The following is a 26,808-nucleotide window of genomic DNA, read 5'->3' on the forward strand; positions in this document are numbered from 1 at the left end:
AATAAATGTATAATTTATTTATGAATTTTGATAAAAACTTTTTTGAACAGATTAAAAAAATCGAAGACTATTTCGTCAAAAAAGATATTGAAAAAAGCCAAATAATGAATACCTTATGTAAAGAAGTATTTAATATTGACCCTTCTTTTTTCGATACAATTTCGTCTCCTCCCGAACATAATTACGCAAAATTTGAAGAAAAATTTTCAGTAAGTAACTTTGTCGAGAACTTTGTTAAGGATTATTCAATACTTGCTTCCGATGGATCAAGAATTACAATAGAAGAAAGACTGCCCTTCCCGTTTTATGTAATAAACGTTGCTTCAGTTTTTGAAAAAATTGGCAAATCTCCAGTGCATGAAGTAAAAAATAAAGCAGAAATTTTTTTCAATGAAAATGATATATACGATCTAAATGGTGAATTATTGTCGGAACAAGATATAAATCTTAAAATGCTTTTGAAAGAAGCCGAATTTCTCTCTGAAAACATAAGCAAATATAATCCTGACATTACTCTTTTTGATGGCTCACTAATTCTCTGGGGATTAAAAAGAACTCAAAAAATCAATGCACAAGCTGCAATAAAAATTTTTGAAAGCCCAATTACTACCTCAGTCAACCTAAAAAAGCCAATAGCAGGCTATATAAGTGGAACAAGGTCCAAAGAAGTTATTAAGTCATTAATACTATATCTTAAAGGAAAGGGTATAAGTCTTGACTATCGATTGTTACTAAATTTGAATGATTCTGATCTAATTAACTATATCTTGAAAAAAAACCAAAGAACATCTGTGTTTTCATCAACAGAAAAACTACTCTCTTATTACATGAATAAAATCTATTTTTACTTCATAAAAACTGAGTACGAAGTAATAAGAGTTGAAATTCCGGACTTTGTTTATGAGAATAAAAATCTTTTTGATAAACTAAATAAGATTCTTTTTACTGAAATTAATAGAGGAAAAGGTTATCCTCTTATTCTTAAACTAGCGCACTTTGAGGCAGTTATAGGTGACCAAGAAAAGCAATTTATTGAAAATTCAATAAGATCAAAACTTGGAGAATTTACAAATTATTCAGAGAAATTTTTTTCAAAGATTTCAAGAAAGATTTAGTTATTATTTATAACTGATTCAATCTCTTTTTTAAGCACATCATATATTTCATTTCCATCTAATATCCTAACTATTTTTCCTTTTTTAAATAAAACACCCGAATTTTTTCCGCAGGCAACTCCAACATCTGCATCTTTTGCCTCCCCGGGTCCATTAACAACGCACCCCATAACTGCAACTTTAATACTTTTATTAACTTTTGCAAAATCAACATTTAATTTATTCACTATTTTTTCAATATCAACTTCGGCCCTGCCACATGTAGGACAAGAAATTATTTCAAGTCCATGTTTTCTTAGACCGAGAGCCTTCAAAATATTGTATCCTGCAATAACTTCTTCAACAGGATCGCCAGTAATTGAAACTCTTAAAGTATCTCCGATACCCTCATTTAAGAGTATTCCTAGCCCTATACCACTTTTTATAAGCGAATCTCTTAAAGGTCCCGCTTCTGTTATTCCTATATGAATCGGATACTCAAAGATTTCACTTAGCATTTTGTTTACTTTAATAGTAAGAAGTACATCTGAGGTCTTTGCAGAAATAACTATATTTTCAAAACCTACCGAATTGAGTATTTGTACTTCTTTTTTTACGCTTTCAACCAAAGCTTCTTCTAAATTTTTTGGTTTTTCTTTAAACGAGCCGAGATTAGCTCCTACTCTTATCGGAATTCCTCTTTCTTTGCAGAGTAATGCTATTTTTTTGATCCATTCTTTATCGTTAATGTTTGAAGGGTTCAATCTTATTTTATCTGCACCATTCAATATTGCTTCGATTGCAATTCGGGGATCAAAATGTACATCAGCGACAAGAGGGATATGAATTGACTTTTTTATATCTTTAATTTTAGAGGCTGCCTCAAGATCTCTAACAGCAACACGTATAATTTCGCAGCCATAATCCTCAAGCATTAGAATTTGATTAACAGTCGACTCAACATCTCTTGTGTCAGTTTTTGTCATTGACTGAACACGTATTGGATTATTGCCTCCAATTACAAAATCGCCAATGCGAATTTCTTTTTTTATCTTTCTCATTTGCTAATTAACTTCATTATATCATTTATACTTACAATAAACATCAAAAACAGCATGAATATCAGTGCAATACTTTGTATCTTTGCTGTAAGTTCTTTTGAAACTTTTCTACGAGTAATGCCTTCAACTAGGATTATTACAAGCCAACTTCCATCAAGTGGAGGTATTGGTAGCAAATTGGTGAATGCAAGAGCAATACTTATATAGGCAACAAAGAAAAGAAGATTTAAAAACCCGGCGCTTGCCGCTTCTCCTGTCATTGCAATAATTCCAATAGGTCCAGTTACAGATGAAACACCTGCTCTTGTAAAGAGTTTCGGAAGAAAAGTAAACATTTGAAATAGGGTTGAAAAAGTCCATTTTACAGCTTCAATGAGTGATTGACCTAACGGATATATTTCTCCCTTGGGAGAAATTCCTATCATCCATTTACCACGTACAGAATCATACTGTGGCACTACTTTAACATGAACTATTTCGGTTCCTCTTTCAACTTCAATCATAGCTGGATTTCCTTTATTGCTTTGTATAGCACTAACTAATTCATTCCATGTTTTTATGTCTATATTATTTACTCTAAGTATAGTATCGCCACTTTTCAACCCTGCAATTTCAGCAGGACTACCAGTAACTACTGTTGAAATTGTAGTGGTAGGTGACAATGGATTACCAAACACACTAAATACAATACCAAAAATAAGAATTGCGACAACTAAATTCATAAGAGGTCCAGCAAGAATTGTAAAGAACTTTGCAATGAATCCCTTATTATAAAAGCCTTCAGGGTCATCATAATTATCTTCCATCCCTTTTATTTTTACATAACCTAAAATAGGAAAAAGACCAATTTTAAAATTCATGCCATTTGGGCCTTTAGACTTTCGCTCATAAATTGAAGGACCAAAACCTATTGCAAATTCTTCCACAGGAATTTTTGAAATTCTCGCCACTATAAAATGCCCAAATTCATGTGCAAGCGCAAGAAAACTTATTACTAAAACTCCATAGATTGCATAGATAATTCCGCTCATATTTTTCTCCTCACAAATTCAATTACTTTGTTTTTTATCTCATTATAAACAAACTTGGCTTCCTCCAATGAGCCAATCTTTTGGTATTCAACTTTGCTAAGAAATTCTATAAACAGTCTCTCAATATCAAGGAATTTAATTTCGCCATTTATGAATTTCTCAACCAAAACTTCGTCAATTGCAACAATAGAAGGTAAATATGTTCCGCCAAGCATTGCATAGTTTAATATCACGTCAAAAAGTGGAAAAGTTTCTCTATCGATTTCATAGAATGTAAGTTTTCCCAATGATGCTAAATCAAGCCTTTGCAAGTTAAATTCCACTCTTTGAGGATATGTTAATGCATACTGAATAGGCAATAACATATCTGGCTTACTTAAAAGCGCTTTAATTTCACCATCAACAAATTCTACCATTGCGTGGATCACGCTTTCTCGCTGGACTAGGGCCTCGATTATTGAATACGGAACATTAAATAAAAAATGAGTCTCAATTATTTCAAACGCTTTATTTACAAGGTTTGCTGAATCTACTGTAATTTTTTTTCCCATTTGCCAATTTGGATGCTTAAGAACATCATCCAAATTAACTCTTTGAAGAGTTTCTCTTTTATAGCCAAAAAAAGGACCTCCTGATGCAGTAATAATAATTTTTTCTATTGATTCCTTCTCTTCACCTTTTAGAATTTGGAAAACTGCTGAAGCTTCTGAGTCAATCGGAATTACATTGTCACCATATTCTCTGTTCTCAAAAAGTATTTCACCAAATGAAATTATACTCTCTTTATTTGCTATCCCTATTCTGATTCCATTATCAATGCAAACCTTAATAGACTGTGCAGAAGAAATGCCAGAGGCAAGAAAAAGCACAAGATCAGGTTTTACTTCTAGTAGACATTCATGAACATTCTCAAGAGCGCAAACTTTAGTATTAGCGGATTCAAAATTATGGATGAACTGTCCATCTAATGCGATGAAGGATGGCTTTGCAATTTCTACTTGCTTATTTATTCCCTCCAAATTCTTAAAAGCAGTAAGACCGACAATTTTAAATCCAAGTTTTAAAGCTAAATCAAAAGACTTTCTACCTAAGGTACCAGTAGAACCGAATATAACAATTCTTTTAGACACCACCAAACCTTCTCTCTCTTTTACTAAAGTCTTCAAGTATTTTAAAAAATTCTTCTTTTGTAAAATCAGGCCAAAGTGTTTTTGTGAAGTATAGTTCAGTATATGCTATTTGGAAAAGAAGAAAATTACTTATTCTCATTTCACCACTCGTTCTTATTAATAAATCAGGATCAGGTAGATTAAAAGTGTAAAGGTATTTCAAAAAATTTGTCTCATTAATATCTTCTCCACTTTTACAAATTTTCTTACATGCTTCAACTATCTCATGTCTTCCGCCGTAGTTAATTGCTATTGTCAAGACCAATTTCGAACCTGATTCAGTTTCTTTAATTGCATATTCCATTGTTTTCCTTAATGGCATAGGAAGTGGAGAAAAATCGCCAATGAAATTTAGTTTTATAGAGTTTTCTTTTAATTCAGGTATATAGTTCTGAATTGCATCAACAAATAGATTAAGCAAAAAAGAAACCTCTTCAGTACTCCTTTTCCAATTTTCGGTAGAAAAAGCATATAAAGTTAAATACTTAACACCTACTTCTACTGATGCCTCTACTATTTTTTTTACTACCTTTACGCCTGCTCTGTGTCCTTCTATTCTTTTTAAACCTTTTTCAACAGCCCACCTTCCGTTCCCATCCATGATTATTGCAACATGTTTGGGAACGGAAGAGATTTTATCCATTAAACCTCCAATATTTCTTTTTCTTTCTTTTCGAGTCTTTCATCAATTATATCAATATATTTTTCGGTAAGTTGTTGTATCTTTTCTTGGAGTCTAAATTTATCATCCTCTGAAATTTCTTTATTCTTTTCCATAGTTTTTACTTTTTCAATTTCATCACGTCTAATTGCTCTTATTTCCTCACGAAATTCTTCTGCAAGTTTTTTGACTTGCACTACAAATTTCTGCCTTTCTTCTTCTGTAAGCTTAGGAAAAGGAAGGGTAATTGTTGTCCCGTCACTCTGAGGAGTTACTCCCAAATTTGCCTTAAGTATAGCTCGTTCAATTTCCTTTAAAAGTGATTTATCCCATGGTTCAATAACCAAGAGTCTTGGTTTAGGTGCAACAACTGTTGCAACCTGTTTTAACGGCATCAAAGTCCCATAAGCCTCAACTTTTACAGGATCAAGAATTTCTGGAGTAACACGTGTTGCCATAATTTTTGCAAACTCGCGTTCCATTACTTCTATTGCCTTTTTCATTTTTTCTTCTGCTTCGCTCAAGATTTTCTTCTCTAATTCTGCATTCATTCTCTATCCCTCCTTTATTACAGTTCCTACTTTTCCTTCAATTACCGCTTTAATCAGTGTATCTTTACCTTTTATACTAAAAATAACTATCGGCAGTTTAAAATCCCTGCACAGAGATACAGCAGTTGCGTCCATTACTTTTAGATTCTTTAAAAGAAATTCGGTGTAAGTTATTGTTTCGTATTTTACAGCGTTCATATTTTTTATTGGATCATCTGAGTAAACCGCATCTACTTTAGTTGCTTTGAAAATTGCATCTGCTTTTAATTCAAGAGCTCGAAGTGCTGCAGTGGTATCCGTGCTAAAAAAGGGGAGTCCTGTACCTCCCCCAAAAATAATTACTCTTCTTTTGGAAAAGTGAGAAAGCGCTTTTGCAAGAATATAAGGTTCTGCAACTTCTGGTATAGTAAAGCTCGACATCACCCTTGCATCAAGTTCTCTTTGCAATAATGCATTTTGAAGAGCAAGTGCATTAATAATTGTTGCAAGCATTCCCATATAATCGCCAGTTGCTCGGTCTATTCCTAATTTTTCAGCCTCAGTACCCCTTAGAATATTTCCGCCACCAATTACAATACCTATTTCTATTCCTTGATTATGTAAGTACGCAACTTGTTCGGCAAGTTCTTCCAATGTGTTTTTACTAATACCTACGCCATCTACATCTGCCAAAGCCTCGCCACTCAATTTTAGAATAATTCTTCTATACTGTGGCAAATTTATTCACCTACCTTGAAACGAGCAAACCTTCTTACAGTTATATTTTCACCAAACTTTGAAATATGTTCTTTAATTAATTGTTCAATTGTTAGATTTTCGTCTCTTAGATATGGCTGCTCAAGCAGGCAACGTTCCTTATAAAAAGTCTCAATTTTTCCCTCTATGATTCTTTCTATAACATTTGCAGGTTTTCCTTCTTCCTCTAGCTGCTTTCTATAAATTTCCTTTTCCTTTTCAATTACTTCGGCAGGTACGTCTTCACGAGAAATATAATCAGGTGAAGAGGCTGCAATTTGAAGAGCTATTTCATCTGCTAATTTTTTAAATTCGTCAGTTCTTGCAACAAAGTCCGTTTCACAATTTACTTCAACTAATACTCCAAGCTGACTTCCAGGGTGTATATATGCAGCAACGACGCCTTCGTTTGTTACACGGCCGGCTTTCTTAACTGCTTTTGCAATTCCCTTTTCTCTTAAAATATCTATTGCCTTCTCAATATCGCCATTTGCTTCTTCTAAAGCTTTTTTACAGTCTGAAATACCTGCGCCTGTTCTTGCACGTAATTCTTTAATTAAATCTAAACCCATATAAAATCACCTCTTTTCTATTATTTTTTGTAATCTTCATACTCTTCAAAATCAAACTCCTTAGTAAGGAGTTCTTCTTCAGTAACTTCCTCTTGTGTTTCTTCTCTTTCAATTTTTCCTTCTCTTCCCTCAATAACTGCATTTGCAATTATCGAAGTGATAAGCCTAAGAGAGCGAATAGCATCGTCATTTCCAGGAATAGGATAATCTATTTCCTCAGGATTAGAGTTTGTATCACATATACCGATAATTGGAATTTTGATTTTTCTTGCTTCTAATATTGCACTTCTCTCTTTATGAGTATCGGTTACAAAAATAGCCCATGGCAATGTAACCATGTCCTTTAAACCGGCGTAAAGCTTTCTCAGTTTCGCTAGCTCTCTTTCAAGTTTTACTCTTTCCTTCACAGAAATGGTGTCAAAATAGCCCTCTGTCTCGAGTTTTTCAAGTTCTTTTAATCTATTAATACTTTTTCTTACAGTTTGAAAATTGGTTAAAAGTCCTCCTACCCAACGTTCATTGACATAAGGCATTCCACACCTTTCTGCTTCTTCTTTAACAATGTCCTGAGCGGCCTTTTTTGTTCCAACAAAAATGATTTTTCCACCCTGTCTTGTAATGTCTACTACAAATTTATAGGCTTCTTCGATTTTTTTTACGGTAAGCCTAAGGTCAAAAATATGGATCCCATTTCTTTCTGTAAAAATATATTCTTTCATTCTGGGATCCCATCTCTTAGTTTGATGTCCAAAATGGACACCTGCTTCCAGTAGTTCCTTCATTGATACTACACTCATAATTTAACCTCCTAATATAGTTTTTCCTCCCATCCTTCATCTTCTCGGAGGCAGAAGAATTGCTGCACTTTCCGAAAATCCGGATGGTGTGTAATTGTATCATTATATTTTAAGGATTTAATGAAAAAAATCAAGTTTTATTTAAGCTGAAATCATTATAATCAGTTATATTTACTATAGTAAATCGACTTATAATCCCAAAATAAAATCATAAAATTGCTACAAACGAATAAATAACCTTCATTAAATGAGAATTGAATGATGTTTTTTACATTTAAGCAATATTGCACTATTGCTTAAATGCACTCTAATGGATTGCAAAAAATTTTTAAGTTTTAAGAAAAATATCTTTTGTAAAAATCAAATAAGGATTAAAATTTATTAGGAGGCAAAAATGGAAGAGAAGGATCTTTATAATGAAGAAGAAAAAGGGACTCAGCCGAAAGTTGATTTTAAAAACATATACACAGGTAGCCAAGCACTTGAGAAGGCCCCAAAAATTTATGGAATTCAGAGTGGAATAGAAGGACTCGACGAACTTTTCTACATTGTACGAGAAGAGAAAGGTAAACTTGTAAAAAAGTCTCTTGGTGGAATCCCTGCATATTCAGTTATGAATATTACTGGTGTAAGTGATACTGGAAAATCACTTATGGTTGAGCAGTTTGCAATTGAACAGGCAAATAAAGGATCCAAGGTAGTTTTTATTACTGTGGAGTCTCCCGCAAATTTTGTTGCAGCATCACTTCAAATTAGAGCTACTGCAATGGGATATAATTTCAAGGATTTTGAAGACAATATTATCTTAATTGATGCTGCTTCTTCATACAACCTCAGAGAAAACATTCCTGATCTTTTAGCAACTCTTGCTTATGTTATTCAAAATTTTAAAGCAAGGTTCACAATAATCGATTCTGTTACAGGGCTTTTTGAAAGCAAAGAGATGTTCGCAAGGGCTATTGTAAGAAGGTTGTTCAACTTTATGAAATCTTGGTATCAAACCGCACTTTTTGTGTCGCAAAAAAGGAGCGGGCATGAAGAACTAACAGCAGAAGCGGCAGGAGGTTATGCCGTTGGCCATATAGTTGACGGAACGATTGTACTTGCAAAGGATCTTATTGATTCGCAATATAAAGCAAAAATCTACAAAAAACCTTTAGGTGATATTGTAAGACTTTTTAGGATAGATGGGTGTAGACTCTCTGGTCATGATACCAAAACACGCTTTTTAGAAATAACAGAAACAGGCCTTGTTAAAATTAAAGAACCAATTTCAGGAGGAGGTGAAGAATTATGATTATAGTGCAAGGAAAAGAAATACCTCAATCAGAATTTGAAGACCTTGTCGCTCGAGTGTTTTCAAAGGCTATTGACCTATTAGGTGGCATTGTAAAACTTGCTGAATACAGAACTTTAACTTGGCTTCCCTCTCTTGCAAGAGCAACTCTTACAGTTGTTTTGAAGGAAGAGTATTTACGTTCTGAAGAAGAGATTGCACAAAAGGTGGGAATAACAAAAAACACTGTACGAAGCATAATAAGGGCAGATCCAGGACTGGCACTTGAGAAAATTCAAAAAATTGAAGAGCTAACAAAAGAAGAAACAAAAGATCTCAAAACTCACACGGCAGGAGGAATCGCAAAGTTAGCCTATAAACTTGTAAAAGGTGGGGAGGATGCAAAAGTCATTGTTAACTTCAGTTCAATTGTACTTGAAGACATGATGAAGGCTTTAGAAATTCCCTGGGCATATATGGTTTTAAAGAGAATAAAAGGATTGAATTTCCCAATTAATACTTACGAAATATTACAGGAAAAATTGAAAGATATAACATTTAAGGAGGTAAAATTGATTGAAATATTGCCACATTTACAGTATCCTATAAACACACCGGCCCAACTGATAAAAGAGATTAAAGAACATTTGAAAATGAAAGAATAAAAATCCCTACCAAAGAAAAAACTCCACGAGTTCGTTTGCTAACAGTCCTTCTTTTTCCTGTGGCACCTTGAAATATCCGTGTGAATCACTTAGAATGAAAGTAAAAGAGGAATCAGATAGCAATGGATCTATTATATTATCACTATTTTCTATTCTTAATCTTCCCAGAACAAATTCGGTTCTTCCTTTTCTTGAACTTATTTGAGTTGAAAGCTTACCAATAACTTTCTTCAGAGGCAATCTGATACCAAGTTTTTCAAAAATCATTTTTCTTATAACAGTTGAGTATATCATAAAGGATGCTAGAGGATTTCCAGAAAGACCAACTATCAATTTACCATTAACTACACCAAATATTGTAGGCTTTCCCGGAGATACATTTAATCCATGAACAATAACTCCTGGTTTTCCAAGCGAATTAATGGTATCAACAGTTAAGTCAAAATTACCCTTACTTGTTCCTCCTGTCATTATTACAAGATCATTTTCTTGTAATGCAATACTTAAAGCATACTTAATATTTATAGCATTATCCTTAATCACACCATAAAATGAAGGAGAAAAGCCATCTTTCAAGATTAAATATTTTAATGTTATCCCGTTATAGTCGAATATTTTTCCGAAAGGTAGTGGATATTCATCGCTTATTTCATCTCCTGTTGAAATTATGCCTATTTTTATGGGTGAAAGAACATCAACAAATCGAACACCTACAAAATTTAAAAGCCCAATAATCCTTTCATCAACTCTTTCTCCTTTTCTTAAAATGACTGAGCCTTTTTTAAGTTCGCTTCCTTCCTCAAACATATTTTGTGTTGACTGAATATCTTTAAAAATAAAAACTGTATCACCCTTAACTTCACTATCTTCAACCATTACAACTGCATCAGCTCCCTCAGGTACTACCCCTCCTGTCGGCACATAACACGTAGTTCCATTGGAAATTAATATCTCAGGTTTAGTACCAATTTTTATTTCCCCTAAATTTTTCAAAAAAACAGGGTTTTCAAAACTTGCACCCTTGACATCTTTAGAGTTTACTGCAAAACCATCAACAAGAGATTTTCTAAAAGGTGGTAAGTCAATTTGAGAATAAACATCGTTTGCAGCATAATATCCATAAGAATTCTCAACAGGAATAGAAAGATTTTTCTTATTAATAATAAAAAGATTCAAAATTTTTTCAATTACTTCATCGGGAGAATAAACAGTTAGAAACTTTTCGCCCATTGGAATAATCCCTCAATAACTCTTTCTACGCTATCATTTATTTTAATTTGTGCCTTTGCAAATATAGGAGCATTTGGATCTGAATTCACAGCAATGATCGTTTTTGCTTGGACTCCGCTTAAATGTTGAATCGATCCTGAAATACCTAAAGCAATATAAAAATCAGTTTCGATCTCCTTTCCTGTATCTCCAATAACTTTTTCATAAGGAAGATAGCCCATGTCTGAAACAGGACGAGTGCAAACTATTTCAGCACCAAGTTTTTCTGCGATGAAGAATATTTTTTCAAATAAGTCTTTTGATACCCCAAGACCAATACCAATAGCAATTTTAGTTTTTATTTTGTCATCAATGTTTTGATAACGTGTTTCAATTAAATTCAACGACTCATCATTTGAAACCTCAATTAAATCTATTGTTAAAGGATTATATTTGTCTTTAGAAGTACTGCTATGTAAGATACAAACTGTTGGTTTTGTTTTAGACATTATTTCAACTGCAAGATTTCCCCATCCATAAACTATAAAAGATAGGGAATTGTCTTTGTGAACCTTGATTTCACTTACATGTGATATAACACCAAGCCCATTTTTTCCTGCATACAGCGATGCAACTTCTTTGGACAAAACTTCGTTAGAAAAAAATATTACATCGTAATCTTTTATATCTTTGATCTTAGAAATAAAATCAAAACCTTCATGGCTAAACTTAATGGGATTAGAAGGTAGATAATCTGCGGCGTTATCTTTTTTAAAGCTCGCAACTTTTATACTATCAAAGTTACAAGCTAACAATTTTATATTAGGTAAATTGTTTTCATAAATCACCAATGCTTTCATTTAACACCTCTTTCAAAAGGATCTCAGTAATAACCTTACTGCCGTTCTCTTTTATCAGATCATTTTGAATATCTAATTTTATTTCAAATATATCTTTTATGCTTGTTTTTGATCCTTCAGTACCTACATCGAGCGTAGAAAGTTTTAAAGTATCGTTTGATAATATTTCAATTGTTTTTTCTTTTGACTCAAATGCATAATACAAGTTTGGTAGTGCTTTAAACATACCCTTATCAGAGAAACTCAACAAAGCCTTTTTTTCAATCCTAAATCGAATTATTTGATTAATGTTTGCTTTTTCAATTATTAGATGATTTTCTTGGTAATCTACTGCTACTACATTTGAAAAATAGAAAATTGAAAGCTTAGAAGCAATTTCTCCAGGAAGAACTCCTGTGAGACCATCGGAAGAAAAATTTCCAGCAAATATGTAGTCATAATTACTATCAAATTTATTAATAAAATTTGTTAATACGTTTGAAGTTGCAAATACATCAGAATTTGCAAACAAACTATCAGATAGTAAAAATATTTGGTCTACTCCGTAATCGTAGAGTTTAACCAATAAATCTTTTGAGTTTGGTGGAGCCATACTAACCGCGTGAACGTTAAACCCAAACTTATTTTTTAGCTCTATTGCAGCTCCTAAAGCAAAATAATCACTCGGATTTATCATACTTTCTTGAGATCTTTTCAATCTCTTTTTATCCTTATCAAATTCTACTTTTTTCGGAACAACTTTTACGAGAACAATGATTTTCATAATAGCACCTCTGAAACTTTTGGTTTGTATCCATTTATAAAATCTTTTGAATCCATTATTTTTTTTCCTTCTGGCTGAACTGAGATAATCTTAAGACAACCCTTTCCACTTGAAACAAGAAAGTAGTCATTTTTAACGTCAACTATTGTACCAGGTAAGAAGCTAGTATAAAAATCAATTATAAAGTCTGTTTTGAAAATTTTCAATTTTTTCCCTCTAAAAATTGTATAAGCACCAATCCTTGTGAGTGCCCTAACTTTATTGTGTATACTGAATGCATCATTACTCCAATCTATTTTTTCTTCTTCTTTGCGTATCTTTTTTGCATAACTCCCTTCTCCTTCCTGAGGAATTTTGACACACGTTGAACTAAGACAACACACAAGAGCTTCTTTCACAAGAGGGATGCCAATATCATAAACTTTTTTTAGAAAAGAATAATAATCATCATATACTGAAACATCAAAGTGTTTTTTGAGAATTATTTCTCCTTTATCGATCTCCTCATTCATTCTTATTATAGTAACTGCAGATCGACTAACTCCATCCATAAGTTGTCTTTCGATAGGACTTGCACCTCTATATTGTGGAAGATCCGAAGGATGAATATTTAGGGGACATTTTGTCAAATCGAGGATCGACTTTGGTAAAATTTTTCCGAAAGAAAAAACTAAAAGTGCATCAGGATTATAAGATGCTATTTTATTTACAGTTCCATCTGAAAAATTATCTAATTCTACTGTAGCCTTTCCATGCTCTTCTGCAAATACTTTTATAGGATTCGGAGATATTTTATTTCCTCTTCCTCTTATTTTTGGTGGAAGCGTAACAAATAAAACAATGTCCTCAATTAAAGCTCTAGCAAAAGGAATAGAAATCTCAGATCCACTAAAAAAAACAATTCTCATTTCTCCATGTATCTTTTGATAAGTTCTTTTGGTATTTCGTACCCTTCATCAACTTCCAACTTATCAATACTATCGATATAATCTGTAAAAATTATTCCATTGAGATGATCTATCTCGTGCTGAAAAACTCTTCCCTTTAAGCCACTTAATATCTCTTCATGGACTTTCCCGTCAAGATCTAAATACCTAACAACGATTTCCTTGGGTCGCTCCACAATTCCATATATACCTGGAACTGAGAGACAACCTTCTTCTTCATTTTCTGTTTCTTTCCTTTTTTCTAGAATTTCTGGGTTTATAACAACCCCTCTATCGTCTTCTAATTCATATACAAAAAAGGAGTAAGTAACCCCAACTTGAGTTGCTGCAAGTCCAATACCTTTGGGTGTATTAAGTTGCATAGTCTTAAACATATCATTAATAATCTTCTCAATTTCTCTATCTACTTTTGTTAATTTTTTTGCCTTCTTTCTTAAAATCGGGTGTCCATATGTATATATCCTCATATTTCAACTGCTCCTTTTCTTATTATAGTAGGTTTTCCAGAAGTTAGGTCAACAACGGTAGAAGGCAATTCGAGCATCTCTATATCATGTTCAAATTCAATATACAGTACTTTGTCATCAAATGTTTGAATAACACTCTCTTTCGTAAGTAAAGGTGGCGAATTTGAAATGTTAGCGCTAGTATTCAAAATTGGAAGTTTAATAAATGCTAAAAAATCCAATAAGTCAGGATAATTAGGGATTCTTACACCCAAAGTTTCCCCCTTTTCATTGGGCTTTGTGTAGAGTTTCTTTTGGGATCTCAGAATAATTGCAAGCGCCCCAGGAAAGTGTTTTTCCATTAAGCTGAGTGCTTCTTCAGTCACACCATATACATAATCATATATTTGCTCAATGGAATAAGCAAGAAGATATAAGGGCTTATCATAAGATCTACCTTTAATATCAAACAAATTCTTCACTGCAATATTATCGAGTCCATTAACACCAAGCCCCATAACTGTGTCAGTTTTAAATGCTATAACTCCATGATTATTGAGATGTTTGAGAGCTTCTTCATATTGTCTTTTCATTGTCAAAACCTCCCGATAACAAATCTATCGAACTGTGCCAAATCTTTGATTATGGTAACTTTTTTGAAATATTTTCTCATTTCAATTAGAACCTTATCCCTTATAGATGGATCAATCTCAAAGATTACAAAACCATCATTCTTAAGTAAACGTACTGATTTTTTAATCAAATCAGGGTAAATCTCAAAACCATCATCGCCACCGTCAAGGGCAATCAACGGCTCATAGAAAAGATTTTTTAGATTGCTTTTTCTGACGTAAGGAGGATTGGATACTATAAAGTCAAATTTAATATCTAAATTAAAATCTCTAAAATCACCCAAGGTTAATTCAAGTCTGTCAGATACCTTTAGACGTCCGGCATTTAATTTTGTTATCTTTATCGCATCACTTGAGATATCAATCGCATGTCCCTTAAGACTCTTACAGTAGTACAAAATAGAAAGAACAATTACGCCAGAACCACAACCAATGTCTAAAAAATTTTCCATTTTACATCCATACTCGATTGCAAGTTCTACAAGAGTTTCTGTTTCAGGTCGAGGAATTAATACGCCTTCATCAACATAGAAATCAAGACCCATAAACTCCTTACGTTTTATTAGATATGGCAGAGGGTATTTATTCTTTAATTTTTCAAGGGAAGTTTTAAACAGCTCAATCTGACTTTCATTTAAACTTTCGCTTTCTTTAAGATAAACCTTTTCTTTACTTGTATTCAATATATAAGATAACAAAATTAAGCTCTCAAGGTAATATTCATCACTTATACCTTTTAGAGCCCGTATTGACTCCAAAAAAGCCTCTTTTACTGTCATGACTTTCCAAAGTATTCTTCAAGAAGTTGTGCTCTTTCATTCTCCATAAGAGCGTTAATAAGTTCGTCTAAATTTCCTTCCATAATCTCGGGAAGATTATAAAGAGAAAGATTTATTCTATGATCAGTTACTCTCCCCTGGGGAAAATTATATGTTCTAATTCTTTCGTTTCTATTGCCCCTACCTATCTGAGCACGTCTTGCACTTATTATTTCTTGTTCCTTTTGCTGTTCATAAAGATCAAGGAGTCTTGCCCTTAAAATTCTCATTGCCTTGATTTTATTTTGAAGTTGAGAGCGTTCATCTTGGCATGTAACCATTATACCAGTAGGTTTATGAATGATTCTAATAGCTGTTGCAACTTTTTGAACATTCTGTCCACCATGTCCACTCGCGTGGAATACATCAATTCTCAAATCATCAGGGTTGATTTGAACATCAACTTCCTCTGCTTCAGGTAAAACCGCAACTGTTGCAGTAGAAGTATGAATTCTTCCTGAAGCTTCTGTTTCTGGCACACGCTGTACCCTATGTACTCCGCTTTCATACTTTAGATGTTTATACACATCTTTTCCCGAAATAGAAAAAATAATTTCCTTAAATCCTCCAAGGTCAGTTTCATGGGAGTCCAGAACTTCGACTTTAAAACCCATTTTATCCGCATATCCAAGATACATTTTATAAAGATCTTTTGCAAAGAGTGCTGCTTCTTCTCCGCCAACTCCAGCACGTATTTCCATAATTATATTTTTACCCTCGTATGGATCCTTTGGAATCAAAAGAATTTTAAGTTCTTTTAAAATTCTCTCTTTTTCCTGTTCCAAATGTTCCAGTTCGGCTTCTGACAATTCTTGAAGTTCAGGATCCCCAGTATTAAGAAGATCCAAAACATCTTTTATTTCAGACTCAACTCTTTTATAATTCAAATATAGATTTACTATTGGCTCGAGTTCCTTGTATTCTATTGAATATCTTTTAAATAAATCAGGATTTGAAATTACAGATGAATCGGAGAGCAATCTTGAAAGTTCATTATATCTTTCGACAGTTTTTTCAAGTCGATCAATCATTCTTACCACCCTTTACATAATGATGCAATTTACACCGTGCTTCATATGATTCACTTGCTCCAATCATTATTACTGGATCATTATAGTTTGCAGGCTCTCCATTTATAAGTCTTTGAGTCATAGTTGCATCCTCGCCACATACGGTACAAATTGCATGAAGCTTCAACACTTCATCTGCAATTGCCATTATAAAAGGCATTGGTCCAAAAGGTTCTCCCCTAAAATCCATATCAAGACCTGCAACAATTATTCTTTTGCCAAGCCTTGAAAGCTTTCTTAAGGCATCTACAATTTCGTTATCAAAAAATTGAGCTTCGTCTATTCCGATAACCGCTGTATCTTCATCGACTTTTTCTAAAAGTTCTTTTGTTGATGAAACTGGGATTGCTTCAACTTTCTCGCCTGCATGAGAAACGACTTCAACAACCGAATATCTTGTATCTATGGCTGGCTTAAAAACCTGAACTTTCTGTTTTGCAATCTTTGCTCTTTTTACTCTTCTTATCAATTCTTCACTTTTTCCAGAAAACATACAACCAGTTACTACTTCAATTTTTCCAATTTTACCTTTCATCTGGCACTATACTCCTTAAAAGTTCTTCGTTTGTTCTTGTCTGCTTTAACATTTCTATAAGTCTTTCAAGAGCTTCTCCAGGCTCAAGGGAACTTATAAACTTTCTTAAAGTCAAAATTCTTTTGTATTCATCCTCGCTATACAAAAGTTCTTCTCTTCTTGTGCCAGACTTCTTAATATCAATCGCCGGAAATATTCTTTCTTCTGCAAGCTCTCTATCAAGGACAATTTCCATATTTCCAGTCCCTTTGAATTCCTCGTAAATAACTTGGTCTAATTTTGAGCCTGTATCAATTAATGCAGTTGCAAGTATTGTAAGACTACCACCGTTTAAAATACTTCTTGCTGCACCTAAGAACTTTTTAGGTCCTCTAATTGCAGCAGGATCAAGACCACCAGAAAGGGTTTTTCCACTTGTTGAACTGAGAAGGTTATAAGCACGTGTAAGTCTTGTAATACCATCAAGTAGAATCATTACATCTTTTCCAATTTCAACAAGTCGTTTTGCCTTTTCGAGTGCTAACTCAACAACTCTAATATGATTTTCGGGTGGCTGATCAAACGTAGAACTAACAACTTCTGCTGCAACAGAATTCTTCATATCGGTAACCTCTTCAGGACGTTCATCGATGAGAAGAATCATAAGATAAATTTCTGGATGATTTTTCACAACACTTTTAGCTATTTCTTTCATAAGAGTTGTTTTACCAGCTTTTGGAGCAGAAACAATCAATCCTCTTTGTCCCTTTCCAAGAGGTGCGATAAGATCAATAACTCTTAATGCAATATTACAACCAGGAGTTTCAAGAACGACCCTCTCTGTAGGATAATACGGGGTTAAGTTCTCAAATATAGGGCGTTTTAAATATCCTGAAACTTTAATTCCATTTATAGTATCAACATTAACAAGAGCAGGATATCTTTCACCTTCTTTTTGTGGTCTTTGGACAGGACCAGATACAACATCACCCGTTCTTAATCCAAACTTACGGATCAATGGAGGAGAAACATAAATGTCAGTGAATGATGGAAAATAATTTGCTCTTAAGAATCCATATCCGTCGGGGTGTGCCTCAAAAAGTCCTTTAAAATAAAGTTGAGGTTCATTTTCAACCTTTACATAAGCCGTCTCAGCTGTCCCTTTGGAGGTATCAAGTAAATCTTGAAGACTTTCTTTTTGTTCGACTTTTTCTTCTTTTGTTCTTTGCTCGTGAGACTCATTTGGTGTATTTTTAGTTTTCACAGAAGATTCTTTTGCTGGTTCTCTTAAAGTTTCTTTTTTGTTATTAGAAGACTGCTTTAAAGACTGAATTAGCCTATACAATTCTTTAACAAGTTCATCTTTTCTATAATGAGAATAATTCTTTAATTTTACAATTTGAGAAATTTTGTAAAGCTCCCTTGCAGTCATTGCATTTAAATCGCTTTCAGATAAATTTAATATTTCATCCATTTAGATTATGCCTCCTTAATCTTTAAAGTGCTATAAATTTCATCCTTCAATGTATAGAAGCGACTTTTAAGCTCACTCTCTATAACCGAAAGTTTAGAATTAATATCTAAGACAAATTTCTCATCCTTTACAGATTGTAAATTTATTAATACATTCGATTTTGCACCTTCAAATGAAGCCTCAAAAAAACCTATTGCTGTATATAAGTCAGAAATCGCAGATTTTGGACATAATTCCTTTACTTTATTTAACATTTTACTTCCTTCATATAGGACATTGATAACTTCAAACGGCACAATTGTTGACTCTTTAAGTGCTTCCTGGATTTTCCTTTTTCTTATTTCCTTTTGTTCCTCTGATTCTTTTGGAAGTTCCAAAGCTTCCATAAAATGATCAAAAGCGTTTGCATCTTTTGAAGAAAGCTCAATAAGAAGATTTAATTTTTCTTTTGCATCTTTGATGAGTAATTCTGTTTCAGCATCTGGATTTTTCTTTTGTCGAATTGATAATACCATACTTACAAGTGCAAATCCAAACGCTCCTACAATAGCAGATGCAGCCCCACCACCAGGAGTAGGGTTAGAAGATGATAACTCTTCAATAAATTCTTTTAAGGGTAAATCAGAAAACATAAACCACCTCGCTTGAGTGTAAAAGAAAAATAAATTTAGCTCACCTAAGTACCAATATATAATATTACAATTTTGATTTTAGTCAAGAACTAAAACAAGATTTAAAAATATTAGAGATTTTAATAAAATATTGTGATGGAAGAAATTTTAGAGAAGGTATTAAACACTATAAAAAAGTATGAATTAATTAGAAGAAGAGAGAAAATTCTACTTGCGGTTTCTGGTGGAATTGACTCAATGACTATGCTTTATATTCTTCATAAACTACGAAACATCCTTGAAATTGAAATAGGCGTTGCTACATTTGATCATGGAATAAGAAGAGAAAGTGCGGAAGAAATAAAAATAGTTGAAGAATTTTCCAAAAAATTGAATGTCCCATTCTTCTACGGAAAGGGTAATGCTCTTGAATTGCATTTGGAAACAAAACAAAACCTTGAGGATGTTGCAAGAAGTCAAAGGTTTAATTTTTTAAGAGAAGTAAAAGACAAAAATGGCTTTAGTAAAATTGCACTTGCACACAATAAAAACGACTTTGTAGAGACATTTCTTATGCATCTATTTAAAGGATCTGGGCTAAGCGGGTTAACGAGTATGTTAAATAAAGATGGGGATTTGATAAGACCGTTAATTGAAGTAAAGCGTGAAGAAATCGAAACTTATGCAAGAAATGAAAATATACCATACGTTGTAGATCTAACAAACTATAACCTTAGCTATGAAAGGAACAGATTAAGATATCAGATTATTCCTTTAATAATGTCTTCATACAAAAATTTTGTAGATCACATCTTTAATGTTTCAGATATTATGTTTTACGATAATAATATTCTTGAAAAAATAAATAAAATAGAACTGAAAGGCATTAAAAAGAGTGAGAATGAGTATTCAATTGCACTTTTCAAGGCTCTTCATTTGTCAATAAAGAGAAGAATATTAAAAAAGCTTTTAGAAGAAAATGCTAACTTTGAACGCATCAATATGGTAATAGAATTTCTTAATAGTAATAAAAAAAGGATGAATATCGGAAAGGACCTCTACATTTCAAAAACAAAAGATTCATTTTATTTTGAACGTGCTTTTCCATTTACAATTGACAAATCTTACATTTTGGAAGTACCTGGAGAAACTTTAATACCTGAAGCCGGGCTTAAAGTAATTACAGAAATTGTAGATATTGACAAAGGATTAGATGGATTTAATCTAAATGATAAAAACATTGCTATTTTCGATTTTAGCGCACTAAAATTCCCGATTTTTGTTAGATTTAGAAAAGAGGGAGATACTATAGAAATTGAAAATGGAAAAAAGAAATTGCAAGATCTATTCGTTGACTTAAAGATAAGACGAGACATTAGATACAAAATACCAATTGTAGTTGATAATGATGATAAAATTCTATGGGTTTGTGGCTTAAGAAGAAGCACAAGAGCTCGTATTGAGAAAGATACAAAAAAAGCACTTTGTCTTAGAGCGGTTTTAATTAAGGAAAATTTATGATATAATTGCAGTATGCATGAAGATATTGAAAAAATCTTAGTATCTCAAGAAGAGATAAAAAACAGAGTAAAAGAGTTAGGAAAGGAAATTTCTAAAGATTATAAGGACAAATTTCCTCTTTTTGTTTGTATTTTAAGAGGAGCATTTGTGTTTCTTGCAGACCTGGTAAGAGAAGTTGATATCCCCATATCAGTTGATTTCATGGCAATTTCAAGTTATAGCGGGAAAACTGAATCAAGTGGACAAGTTAAAATACTTAAAGATTTAGATACTCCAATCGAAGATAGACATGTTTTGATTATTGAGGATATAGTTGACACTGGCTTAACTATGGATGCTGTGACAAGATTACTTAAAACAAGAAAACCTAAAAGCATCAAAATTTGCACCCTGTTGGATAAAGTTGAAAGAAGGATTATAAATGTCAAAGTTGATTACTATGGTTTTAGAATTCCAAATAGTTTTGTGGTGGGATATGGTCTTGATTATGAAGAAAAATATAGGAATTTACCTTACATAGGCATTTTAAAAGAAAGAGTTTATAAGGGAGGTTAATGAATTAATGGCACCAAAAAATGATAATTTAAAAAAAACAATGATAAGAGAAGCAATTGGATGGATACTTCTAATTATTGTTTTATTCTTTGCTTCTAAATTTTTATTTAGTGGTAATAATACTACAGTTGAAACTATTCCATTTTCGCAATTTTTAAACTATGTTGAGCAAAAAGAATTTACTAATGTTGTAATAAAAACACAGGATAATGTAATGACAATGGTTGTTGGCACCTTAAAAGATGGAAGGCAAGTACAAGCAAAAACATTACCATATTCAACTGTTCTTGAAGATGAGCTAAAAAAGTCCGGGACAACATACGACGTTCAACAGACAAGTTCCACATTTGTTAATATCCTCTGGAATATTGTGCCATGGGTCATTATGATAGCTCTTTGGTGGTTTTTAATGCAAAGAATGCTTGGTGGTGCTTCATCCTCTTCAAATCAAGCATTTAGTTTTGGAAAGAGTAAGGCAAAACTCTTTTTAGAAAACAAGCCACAAATAACATTTAAAGATGTTGCAGGAGCAGATGAAGTAAAAGAAGAAGTTAAAGAGATTATTGAGTTTCTTAAAAATCCTCGTAAATTCACCAAATACGGAGCCAAAATACCTAAAGGAGTTTTGTTAGTTGGTCCTCCCGGTTGTGGAAAAACATTAATAGCCAAAGCAATCGCAGGAGAAGCAGATGTTCCCTTTTTCTCTGTATCTGGTTCAGAATTTGTAGAGATGTTTGTTGGAGTTGGAGCCTCACGTGTAAGAGATCTGTTTGATCAAGCAAGAAAATATGCACCATGCATTGTTTTCATAGATGAAATTGATGCAGTTGGAAGATACAGGGGCGCAGGAATTGGTGGTGGACATGATGAAAGAGAACAAACATTAAACCAACTTCTTGTAGAAATGGATGGTTTCGATCCGCATACTGGAATTATTGTTATTGCTGCAACAAATAGACCCGATATACTTGATCCAGCATTACTAAGACCAGGACGATTTGACAGAAGAATTGTTGTTGGTCTCCCAGATACTAAAGAAAGAGAAGAAATATTAAAGCTTCATGCAAGAGGAAAACCTTTAGCAGAGGATGTAAACCTTACCGCAATTGCACAGCAGACTGCAGGCTTTACTGGAGCAGATCTTGAGAATCTATTAAATGAAGCAGCATTAATTGCTGTTAGAAAGGGGCAAGAAAAAATAACCCAAAAAGAGATTGAAGAAGCAATAGACAAAATTATTGCAGGTCCAGAGAAAAAGTCACTTGTCCTTTCTGAAGAAGAGAAAAAAATTGTATGCTTCCATGAAACAGGTCATGCAGTTGTCACTACCGCTCTCCCTTCTGGTGATGTAGTTCATAGAATCTCCATCGTTTCAAGAGGCTTAGCTCTTGGTTATAATGTTCAGTTACCTGAAAAAGATAAATATCTTCAGAAAAAGAGCGAACTTATTAATAAAATTGCTGCACTTCTTGGCGGACGAGCTGCGGAAGAAATATTTATAGGTGAAGTTTCAACGGGGGCTGCAAATGATCTTGAGCGAGCTACGGATATTGCAAGAAAAATGGTTAGAGCTTATGGCATGTCAGAAAAGCTTGGTCCAATTACTTTTGGTAAGCAAGAGGAGCTCATTTTCCTTGGAAAAGAATTGGGAGAGCAAAGAAATTACAGTGAAAAAACTGCTGATCTCATTGATGCAGAGGTAAAAAGATTTGTAGAATTAGCTTATAATAAGGCAAAGAAAGTGATTGAAATAAATAAAGAACTTATCTTTGAAATAGTTGATGTTCTTAAGCAAAAAGAGACACTCCAGGGTGATGAGCTTAGAAGTTACCTCTCAAGGGTTAAAAAAGAGACAGAAGTTAATTTCGAAAACATTTAACTTACTCGTTGAATATTTTGGAAGACAAAATTGGTGGCCTGCAGAAACGCCATTCGAAGTGATTGTTGGATCCATTTTAACACACCAAACTTCTTGGAAAAATGTTGAAAAGGCAATTACAAGATTAAAAAAGAATGGCCTTTTAGACCCTAAAGCACTTTTTAGCCTTCCGATAGAAAAGCTTGCAGAACTGATAAGAGAAACTGGTTTTTACAGATTAAAGGCACAAAGACTGAAAAATTTTTTGGAGTTCTTCAAGAATTATAATTTTGACCTCGATAAATTGAAAGATAAGGATATTTTTTCTTTAAGAGAAGAATTATTGAGCGTAAAAGGCATTGGAAAAGAAACTGCAGATTCAATAATTCTTTATGCACTTAATAAGCCAATATTTGTAGTAGATAACTACACGAAGCGATTTGGTATGCGTTTTGGCATACTTGATGAAGATATTTCTTATGACAAGGTAAGAGATTTGTTTGAAAGCTCCCTAAAAAATAAGGATATTAACATTACCTTACAAACATTTAAAGAAATGCACGCTCTTATTGTTGAGTTAGGAAAGAATTTCTGCAAAAATAAGCCAAATTGTAACAATTGTCCTTTAAATAAAGATTGCCTTAAGAAAGGAGTTAAAAATGAGTATAGTTAGAATTGTAGATCAGGTCTCATACGACGAAGATTTATTAAAGGAAAAATTGACTGAGGTTTTAGATTGGGTAAATTTAAAAGAAGTCCAAGACAAAAAAATTTTGATATTTTTTGATTATTCAACGCCTAATTTGCTAATATTAAAAACATTGTTCAATCTCCTAAAATCTAACGGTGCAAAGTCTATTGAATTTGGAACTTCAGTAATGACGAAAATGCAAAAAAATTTGATATCTGAAATTGAAAAACAGGGTTTCATTTTGCATGATTTTAGAAATGAACCGTATGAAGAATTTGGAGTTGACTTAAAAAGTAAAAAGAGCCAACATTTTTTTGGATATCAAGTTCTCTCTCCATCACAATATCAAACAGAAAAAGCTTTTGAAAACTCAGACATTTTCAAGGTGAGAACTCTTAAAAAAATATTTATTCCAGAATCAATAGCATCAAGTGATTACATAATTCCAGTAATAAAACTAAAAGATTCCCCTATTAACAAAATCGGTGGATTTATAAACTCTTTGCTATATATGGTCCCAACAAACGTGAGATCTGAAATATTTCTAAAAGCACTCTCTTTGAAATTTACCGACGCATTGCTTGATGTTTATGGCGTAATAAAAAATTCAATTTTATTTGGTTTAGTTGATGGTATAGTTGGTGATCTAACTAAAACTGACGACGATAACTTTGGAGTACTCTTTTCATCTAATGATCTTCTCTCTTTGGATTCTGTCATTTCAGTTCTTATAGGTTTTCGTTCTTCCGACATTGAATCAAATAAGTTAGGTTCAATATATGACTTAGGGCATGGTCTTTTGAAAGAAGTAGTAATAGATGGAGAAGATTTTATAAAGCTTAGAAAAGAACTTACAAAAAAGTTGAAGTTTAAAAAATACTTTGATAAGAAAATACATCCTCAATTAATAAATCAGGATAAAGAGATTGAATCCATAAGTATTTTCTGTCCAACCGGAGCAATCGAAAATAAAAATTCTCAATACTCAATAAATAAATCAAAATGCATTAAATGTAACTTTTGCGTGGAACTTGCGCCAAGTGCTTTTGATGTCTAATGTTTTATCAATTAATAAAATCCTTCTTACTATTCTAATGGTAGAGTAGAATAAATACTAAGTCAGAAATTATTATTTCAAGCAATGTTATAGGAGCAACTCTCTTTATATATTCGCCCCAACTGACTTCAATTCCAGCGTTTTTGAGAATAGAAAGGCCAACTACATTAGGCGAAGCACCTATTGGAGTCATCGAGCCTCCTACATCAGTTCCAAAAGTAGTTATAAGACCCATACTTATTATAGTTACGGGCACTTTACCCGCAAGCGATCTTATCAAAGGAACCATAGAAGCAGCAAATGGAACATTGTCAATAAAAGCTGATAAAATACTTGAAGTCCAAAGTAGGATGTTCTTAGTGATAAATGAACTTCCCTTTGCAAAAATAATTATTAGGTTTGCAATTGACTGAATAACTCCCGTCACCTCAAGAGCCCCGATAATTATGAATAGTGTTGCGAAAAACACAATTACTTCCCAATCTATCTTTTCCCAAATATTTCCTAATTGGCGAGCATTTAGTATCAATCCAATAGTGGCGCCAATAATTCCCACATGTCCTACGCTTATCCCAATCTTATCATGGATAATGAGAAATAGAACTGTAAGCAAAAAACTAAAAATGCCAGAATAAAACATGTATGAGTCTTTTATATGCTCAAAAGGTTTTATTGACATTACATAACTTTCACTTAATTTTTTTGCTTTTGCAAATTCATTTTTATTTACAAAATAGAATAGATATGCGTTTAAGAAAAGAAGAATTATCACTAATGGTGCTAAGTAAATCACATACTGTTCAAGGGAAATACCTAAACCTGTTCCAAGAATAATATTTGGTGGGTTTCCCATAAGTGTTGCCGAACCGCCCAAATTTGATGCTGCTACTTGGGACAAAACAAAAGGAACAGGATTTGCATCAAGTTGTTTAGCAATTTGAATACTAAGTGAAGCCATAAAAAGCATCACGGTAATACTATCCATAAAAGCAGCAAGAACTCCAGTAACTACAGCCAATCCAATGAAAATTATTGAAGGTTTCCCTTTTGAAAATTTTACAACATATGAGCCCAAAAAATCAAAGAAGCCACTTTCAACAAGGATTCTAACGAGAATAAACATACCCAAGATAAGCCCCATGGCTTCCCAATTTATCAATGATACTACCTGCGTATCTTTTATGATACCTAAAATAAATAACAAAACAGCTCCACTCAATGTTGTTATCGACCTTGGCAATAAGTCTGCGATTATTAAAGCATAAACTAAAATAAAAATTAATGAAGAAGTTAGAGCTTGTGGATTCATGTTTACCTCCAGTTTAATCGCAAATTAAAAGCAATGGTTTTGGAAGAAAGGCAACAACCAATTTAAGAGTTGCATCTAATGAAAATGGCTTAAAAATGTTATGAAGAGTATAAGACGGTCTTGGAGAACCTCTCGAACCAACTATTAAGTCGGAAAATTCTGCTCTTTTTAGAATTGAGTTAATTTCGCTTTCTTCTGCATAAGTGATAGTGTAATTTACATGATAATTATTAAGTAGTTCTTTGACCCTTTCTGCAATTTTCTCTTTAGGCTCTCTTAAAATTAATGCTTCAACTTCAGAATTCCAAAAAGAAGCTAACTTTCCAACCTCTACTGTTGCAATCTCTGAATATTTACTGCCAGATGTAGGATGTAGAATTTTTGGTGATTTCTTTATCTCCAGATTTTCGCCCAAAAGAAGCACCGGTATATTAGAGTTAATTAAAAGATTATAAGTAGTTGTTCCTATCTTTATCTTATTTGCCCCTAATCCTGCATGAGTTTCTATAACTATTAGATCAATATTTTTTCTCCTTGCATAATTAAGAAGTACATGCACAGGATTTCCTTCTATTACCTCTGTTTGAAACTTTGCACCCTTTTCTTCCAATAACAACTCTAATTTGTTAAGAGTTTCCTCTGCAAGTGACTTCATTTCTCTAAAAACTGTCTTTGTATAGTAACCAGCAAAGGGACCAAGATTTATAACACTTAGAAGAAATAGAGTTGAATCAGGAAAAAGATTATAGGTATATTGAACAACTTCTTCAATAATTGAGGAATTATCAATAAGAATTAAAACCTTTTTATACATTTTTTTATTTACCTCCTTGCTAAGTATTATTCTAATAATTTTGCTAT

29 protein-coding genes are annotated in these 26,808 nt (G+C 33.0%); 8 read left to right on the plus strand and 21 right to left on the minus strand.

Features of this window, described 5'->3' with window-relative positions:
* Nucleotides 1–20: 20 nt before the first annotated feature.
* The gene (locus ACP5SP_RS02120) at nucleotides 21–1,115 is read left to right on the plus strand and encodes a DNA double-strand break repair nuclease NurA (protein ID WP_428066317.1); all 1,095 of its coding nucleotides are present in this window, start codon (nucleotides 21–23) and stop codon (nucleotides 1,113–1,115) included.
* Here ACP5SP_RS02120 and ispG read toward each other — a convergent pair.
* The 8 genes from ispG to rpsB are packed head-to-tail and all read right to left on the minus strand — an operon-like array spanning nucleotide 1,112 to nucleotide 7,671.
* Complete coding sequence (ispG, locus tag ACP5SP_RS02125; protein ID WP_416084594.1) at nucleotides 1,112–2,155, minus strand: flavodoxin-dependent (E)-4-hydroxy-3-methylbut-2-enyl-diphosphate synthase; 1,044 nt, start codon at nucleotides 2,153–2,155, stop codon at nucleotides 1,112–1,114. The genes ACP5SP_RS02120 and ispG overlap by 4 nt on opposite strands.
* Nucleotides 2,152–3,186, minus strand: a complete 1,035-nt coding sequence (gene rseP / locus ACP5SP_RS02130; protein WP_428075956.1) for an RIP metalloprotease RseP — start codon at nucleotides 3,184–3,186, stop codon at nucleotides 2,152–2,154. The genes ispG and rseP overlap by 4 nt, the downstream gene beginning before the upstream one ends.
* The gene (locus tag ACP5SP_RS02135; RefSeq protein WP_424586695.1) at nucleotides 3,183–4,316 is read right to left on the minus strand and encodes a 1-deoxy-D-xylulose-5-phosphate reductoisomerase; all 1,134 of its coding nucleotides are present in this window, start codon (nucleotides 4,314–4,316) and stop codon (nucleotides 3,183–3,185) included. The genes rseP and ACP5SP_RS02135 overlap by 4 nt, the downstream gene beginning before the upstream one ends.
* Nucleotides 4,309–4,998 (minus strand): isoprenyl transferase, encoded by a 690-nt coding sequence (locus tag ACP5SP_RS02140; RefSeq protein WP_424586694.1) that lies wholly within the window; start codon nucleotides 4,996–4,998, stop codon nucleotides 4,309–4,311. Before ACP5SP_RS02140 ends, ACP5SP_RS02135 begins: the two co-directional genes overlap by 8 nt.
* Nucleotides 4,998–5,567 (minus strand): ribosome recycling factor, encoded by a 570-nt coding sequence (gene frr, locus ACP5SP_RS02145; protein WP_424586693.1) that lies wholly within the window; start codon nucleotides 5,565–5,567, stop codon nucleotides 4,998–5,000. The genes ACP5SP_RS02140 and frr overlap by 1 nt, the downstream gene beginning before the upstream one ends.
* Nucleotides 5,568–5,570: 3 nt before the next feature.
* Entirely contained in the window at nucleotides 5,571–6,284 is a 714-nt protein-coding gene (gene pyrH, locus ACP5SP_RS02150; RefSeq protein ID WP_424596508.1) for a UMP kinase, read from the minus strand.
* Between the two features lie 2 nt (nucleotides 6,285–6,286).
* On the minus strand, nucleotides 6,287–6,874 hold the full coding sequence (gene tsf, locus ACP5SP_RS02155; RefSeq protein WP_416084588.1) for a translation elongation factor Ts: 588 nt from the start codon (nucleotides 6,872–6,874) through the stop codon (nucleotides 6,287–6,289).
* Nucleotides 6,875–6,894: 20 nt separating this feature from the next.
* Nucleotides 6,895–7,671 (minus strand): 30S ribosomal protein S2, encoded by a 777-nt coding sequence (gene rpsB / locus ACP5SP_RS02160; protein WP_416084587.1) that lies wholly within the window; start codon nucleotides 7,669–7,671, stop codon nucleotides 6,895–6,897.
* Between the two features lie 394 nt (nucleotides 7,672–8,065).
* Between rpsB and ACP5SP_RS02165 the strand changes: the two genes are divergently transcribed.
* Together ACP5SP_RS02165 and ACP5SP_RS02170 are read left to right on the plus strand one after the other, a co-directional pair.
* Entirely contained in the window at nucleotides 8,066–8,968 is a 903-nt protein-coding gene (locus ACP5SP_RS02165; protein WP_416084631.1) for a KaiC domain-containing protein, read from the plus strand.
* Nucleotides 8,965–9,612, plus strand: a complete 648-nt coding sequence (locus tag ACP5SP_RS02170) for a bacterio-opsin activator (RefSeq protein WP_424586721.1) — start codon at nucleotides 8,965–8,967, stop codon at nucleotides 9,610–9,612. Before ACP5SP_RS02165 ends, ACP5SP_RS02170 begins: the two co-directional genes overlap by 4 nt.
* Before the next feature lie 6 nt (nucleotides 9,613–9,618).
* Here ACP5SP_RS02170 and ACP5SP_RS02175 read toward each other — a convergent pair whose 3' ends face one another.
* The 11 genes from ACP5SP_RS02175 to ACP5SP_RS02225 are packed head-to-tail and all read right to left on the minus strand — an operon-like array spanning nucleotide 9,619 to nucleotide 18,977.
* Nucleotides 9,619–10,842: a molybdopterin molybdotransferase MoeA gene (locus tag ACP5SP_RS02175; RefSeq protein WP_424586722.1), complete on the minus strand. Its 1,224-nt coding sequence runs from the start codon at nucleotides 10,840–10,842 to the stop codon at nucleotides 9,619–9,621.
* Entirely contained in the window at nucleotides 10,824–11,681 is an 858-nt protein-coding gene (locus ACP5SP_RS02180; RefSeq protein ID WP_424586723.1) for an electron transfer flavoprotein subunit alpha/FixB family protein, read from the minus strand. Before ACP5SP_RS02180 ends, ACP5SP_RS02175 begins: the two co-directional genes overlap by 19 nt.
* Nucleotides 11,659–12,444 carry an electron transfer flavoprotein subunit beta/FixA family protein gene (locus ACP5SP_RS02185; protein WP_424586724.1) on the minus strand — a complete coding sequence of 262 codons (786 nt, stop codon included), beginning with the start codon at nucleotides 12,442–12,444 and terminating at the stop codon, nucleotides 11,659–11,661. The genes ACP5SP_RS02180 and ACP5SP_RS02185 overlap by 23 nt, the downstream gene beginning before the upstream one ends.
* Nucleotides 12,441–13,352 (minus strand): methionyl-tRNA formyltransferase, encoded by a 912-nt coding sequence (gene fmt, locus ACP5SP_RS02190; RefSeq protein WP_428066340.1) that lies wholly within the window; start codon nucleotides 13,350–13,352, stop codon nucleotides 12,441–12,443. Before fmt ends, ACP5SP_RS02185 begins: the two co-directional genes overlap by 4 nt.
* Nucleotides 13,349–13,858, minus strand: coding sequence for a peptide deformylase (gene def / locus ACP5SP_RS02195; RefSeq protein ID WP_416084637.1), 510 nt, complete (start codon nucleotides 13,856–13,858; stop codon nucleotides 13,349–13,351). Before def ends, fmt begins: the two co-directional genes overlap by 4 nt.
* Nucleotides 13,855–14,430 (minus strand): L-threonylcarbamoyladenylate synthase, encoded by a 576-nt coding sequence (locus ACP5SP_RS02200; RefSeq protein ID WP_416084638.1) that lies wholly within the window; start codon nucleotides 14,428–14,430, stop codon nucleotides 13,855–13,857. Before ACP5SP_RS02200 ends, def begins: the two co-directional genes overlap by 4 nt.
* A 2-nt stretch (nucleotides 14,431–14,432) precedes the next feature.
* Nucleotides 14,433–15,227 (minus strand): peptide chain release factor N(5)-glutamine methyltransferase, encoded by a 795-nt coding sequence (prmC, locus tag ACP5SP_RS02205; protein WP_416084639.1) that lies wholly within the window; start codon nucleotides 15,225–15,227, stop codon nucleotides 14,433–14,435.
* A 17-nt stretch (nucleotides 15,228–15,244) separates the two neighbouring features.
* A complete protein-coding gene (prfA, locus tag ACP5SP_RS02210) occupies nucleotides 15,245–16,318 on the minus strand; it encodes a peptide chain release factor 1 (protein WP_428066343.1) in 1,074 nt (357 codons plus the stop codon).
* Nucleotides 16,311–16,892 carry a thymidine kinase gene (locus ACP5SP_RS02215; protein ID WP_416084641.1) on the minus strand — a complete coding sequence of 194 codons (582 nt, stop codon included), beginning with the start codon at nucleotides 16,890–16,892 and terminating at the stop codon, nucleotides 16,311–16,313. The genes prfA and ACP5SP_RS02215 overlap by 8 nt, the downstream gene beginning before the upstream one ends.
* Entirely contained in the window at nucleotides 16,882–18,345 is a 1,464-nt protein-coding gene (rho, locus tag ACP5SP_RS02220) for a transcription termination factor Rho (protein ID WP_416084642.1), read from the minus strand. The genes ACP5SP_RS02215 and rho overlap by 11 nt, the downstream gene beginning before the upstream one ends.
* Before the next feature lie 5 nt (nucleotides 18,346–18,350).
* Nucleotides 18,351–18,977, minus strand: a complete 627-nt coding sequence (locus ACP5SP_RS02225) for a cyclodeaminase/cyclohydrolase family protein (protein WP_428066346.1) — start codon at nucleotides 18,975–18,977, stop codon at nucleotides 18,351–18,353.
* Nucleotides 18,978–19,112: 135 nt separating this feature from the next.
* On the opposite strand from ACP5SP_RS02225, the gene tilS reads away from it, so the two are divergent.
* From tilS to ACP5SP_RS02250, 5 genes are read left to right on the plus strand one after another with little or no spacing between them, the layout of a single operon-like run.
* Nucleotides 19,113–20,477: a tRNA lysidine(34) synthetase TilS gene (gene tilS / locus ACP5SP_RS02230; RefSeq protein WP_416084644.1), complete on the plus strand. Its 1,365-nt coding sequence runs from the start codon at nucleotides 19,113–19,115 to the stop codon at nucleotides 20,475–20,477.
* A 12-nt stretch (nucleotides 20,478–20,489) separates the two neighbouring features.
* Complete coding sequence (gene hpt / locus ACP5SP_RS02235) at nucleotides 20,490–21,032, plus strand: hypoxanthine phosphoribosyltransferase (protein WP_416084645.1); 543 nt, start codon at nucleotides 20,490–20,492, stop codon at nucleotides 21,030–21,032.
* A 7-nt stretch (nucleotides 21,033–21,039) separates the two neighbouring features.
* Nucleotides 21,040–22,911, plus strand: a complete 1,872-nt coding sequence (gene ftsH / locus ACP5SP_RS02240; RefSeq protein ID WP_428075960.1) for an ATP-dependent zinc metalloprotease FtsH — start codon at nucleotides 21,040–21,042, stop codon at nucleotides 22,909–22,911.
* The gene (locus ACP5SP_RS02245; RefSeq protein ID WP_416084647.1) at nucleotides 22,847–23,563 is read left to right on the plus strand and encodes an endonuclease III domain-containing protein; all 717 of its coding nucleotides are present in this window, start codon (nucleotides 22,847–22,849) and stop codon (nucleotides 23,561–23,563) included. Before ftsH ends, ACP5SP_RS02245 begins: the two co-directional genes overlap by 65 nt.
* Complete coding sequence (locus ACP5SP_RS02250; protein ID WP_424586728.1) at nucleotides 23,550–24,638, plus strand: DUF362 domain-containing protein; 1,089 nt, start codon at nucleotides 23,550–23,552, stop codon at nucleotides 24,636–24,638. Before ACP5SP_RS02245 ends, ACP5SP_RS02250 begins: the two co-directional genes overlap by 14 nt.
* Nucleotides 24,639–24,672: 34 nt before the next feature.
* Here ACP5SP_RS02250 and ACP5SP_RS02255 read toward each other — a convergent pair whose 3' ends face one another.
* Together ACP5SP_RS02255 and ACP5SP_RS02260 are read right to left on the minus strand one after the other, a co-directional pair.
* Nucleotides 24,673–25,947, minus strand: coding sequence for an SLC13 family permease (locus ACP5SP_RS02255; RefSeq protein ID WP_424586729.1), 1,275 nt, complete (start codon nucleotides 25,945–25,947; stop codon nucleotides 24,673–24,675).
* 13 nt (nucleotides 25,948–25,960) lie between these two features.
* Nucleotides 25,961–26,761, minus strand: coding sequence for a universal stress protein (locus ACP5SP_RS02260; protein WP_424596522.1), 801 nt, complete (start codon nucleotides 26,759–26,761; stop codon nucleotides 25,961–25,963).
* Nucleotides 26,762–26,808: the final 47 nt, after the last annotated feature.

The organism is Caldisericum sp., from assembly GCF_049967455.1.
Lineage (GTDB): Bacteria > Caldisericota > Caldisericia > Caldisericales > Caldisericaceae > Caldisericum > Caldisericum exile_A.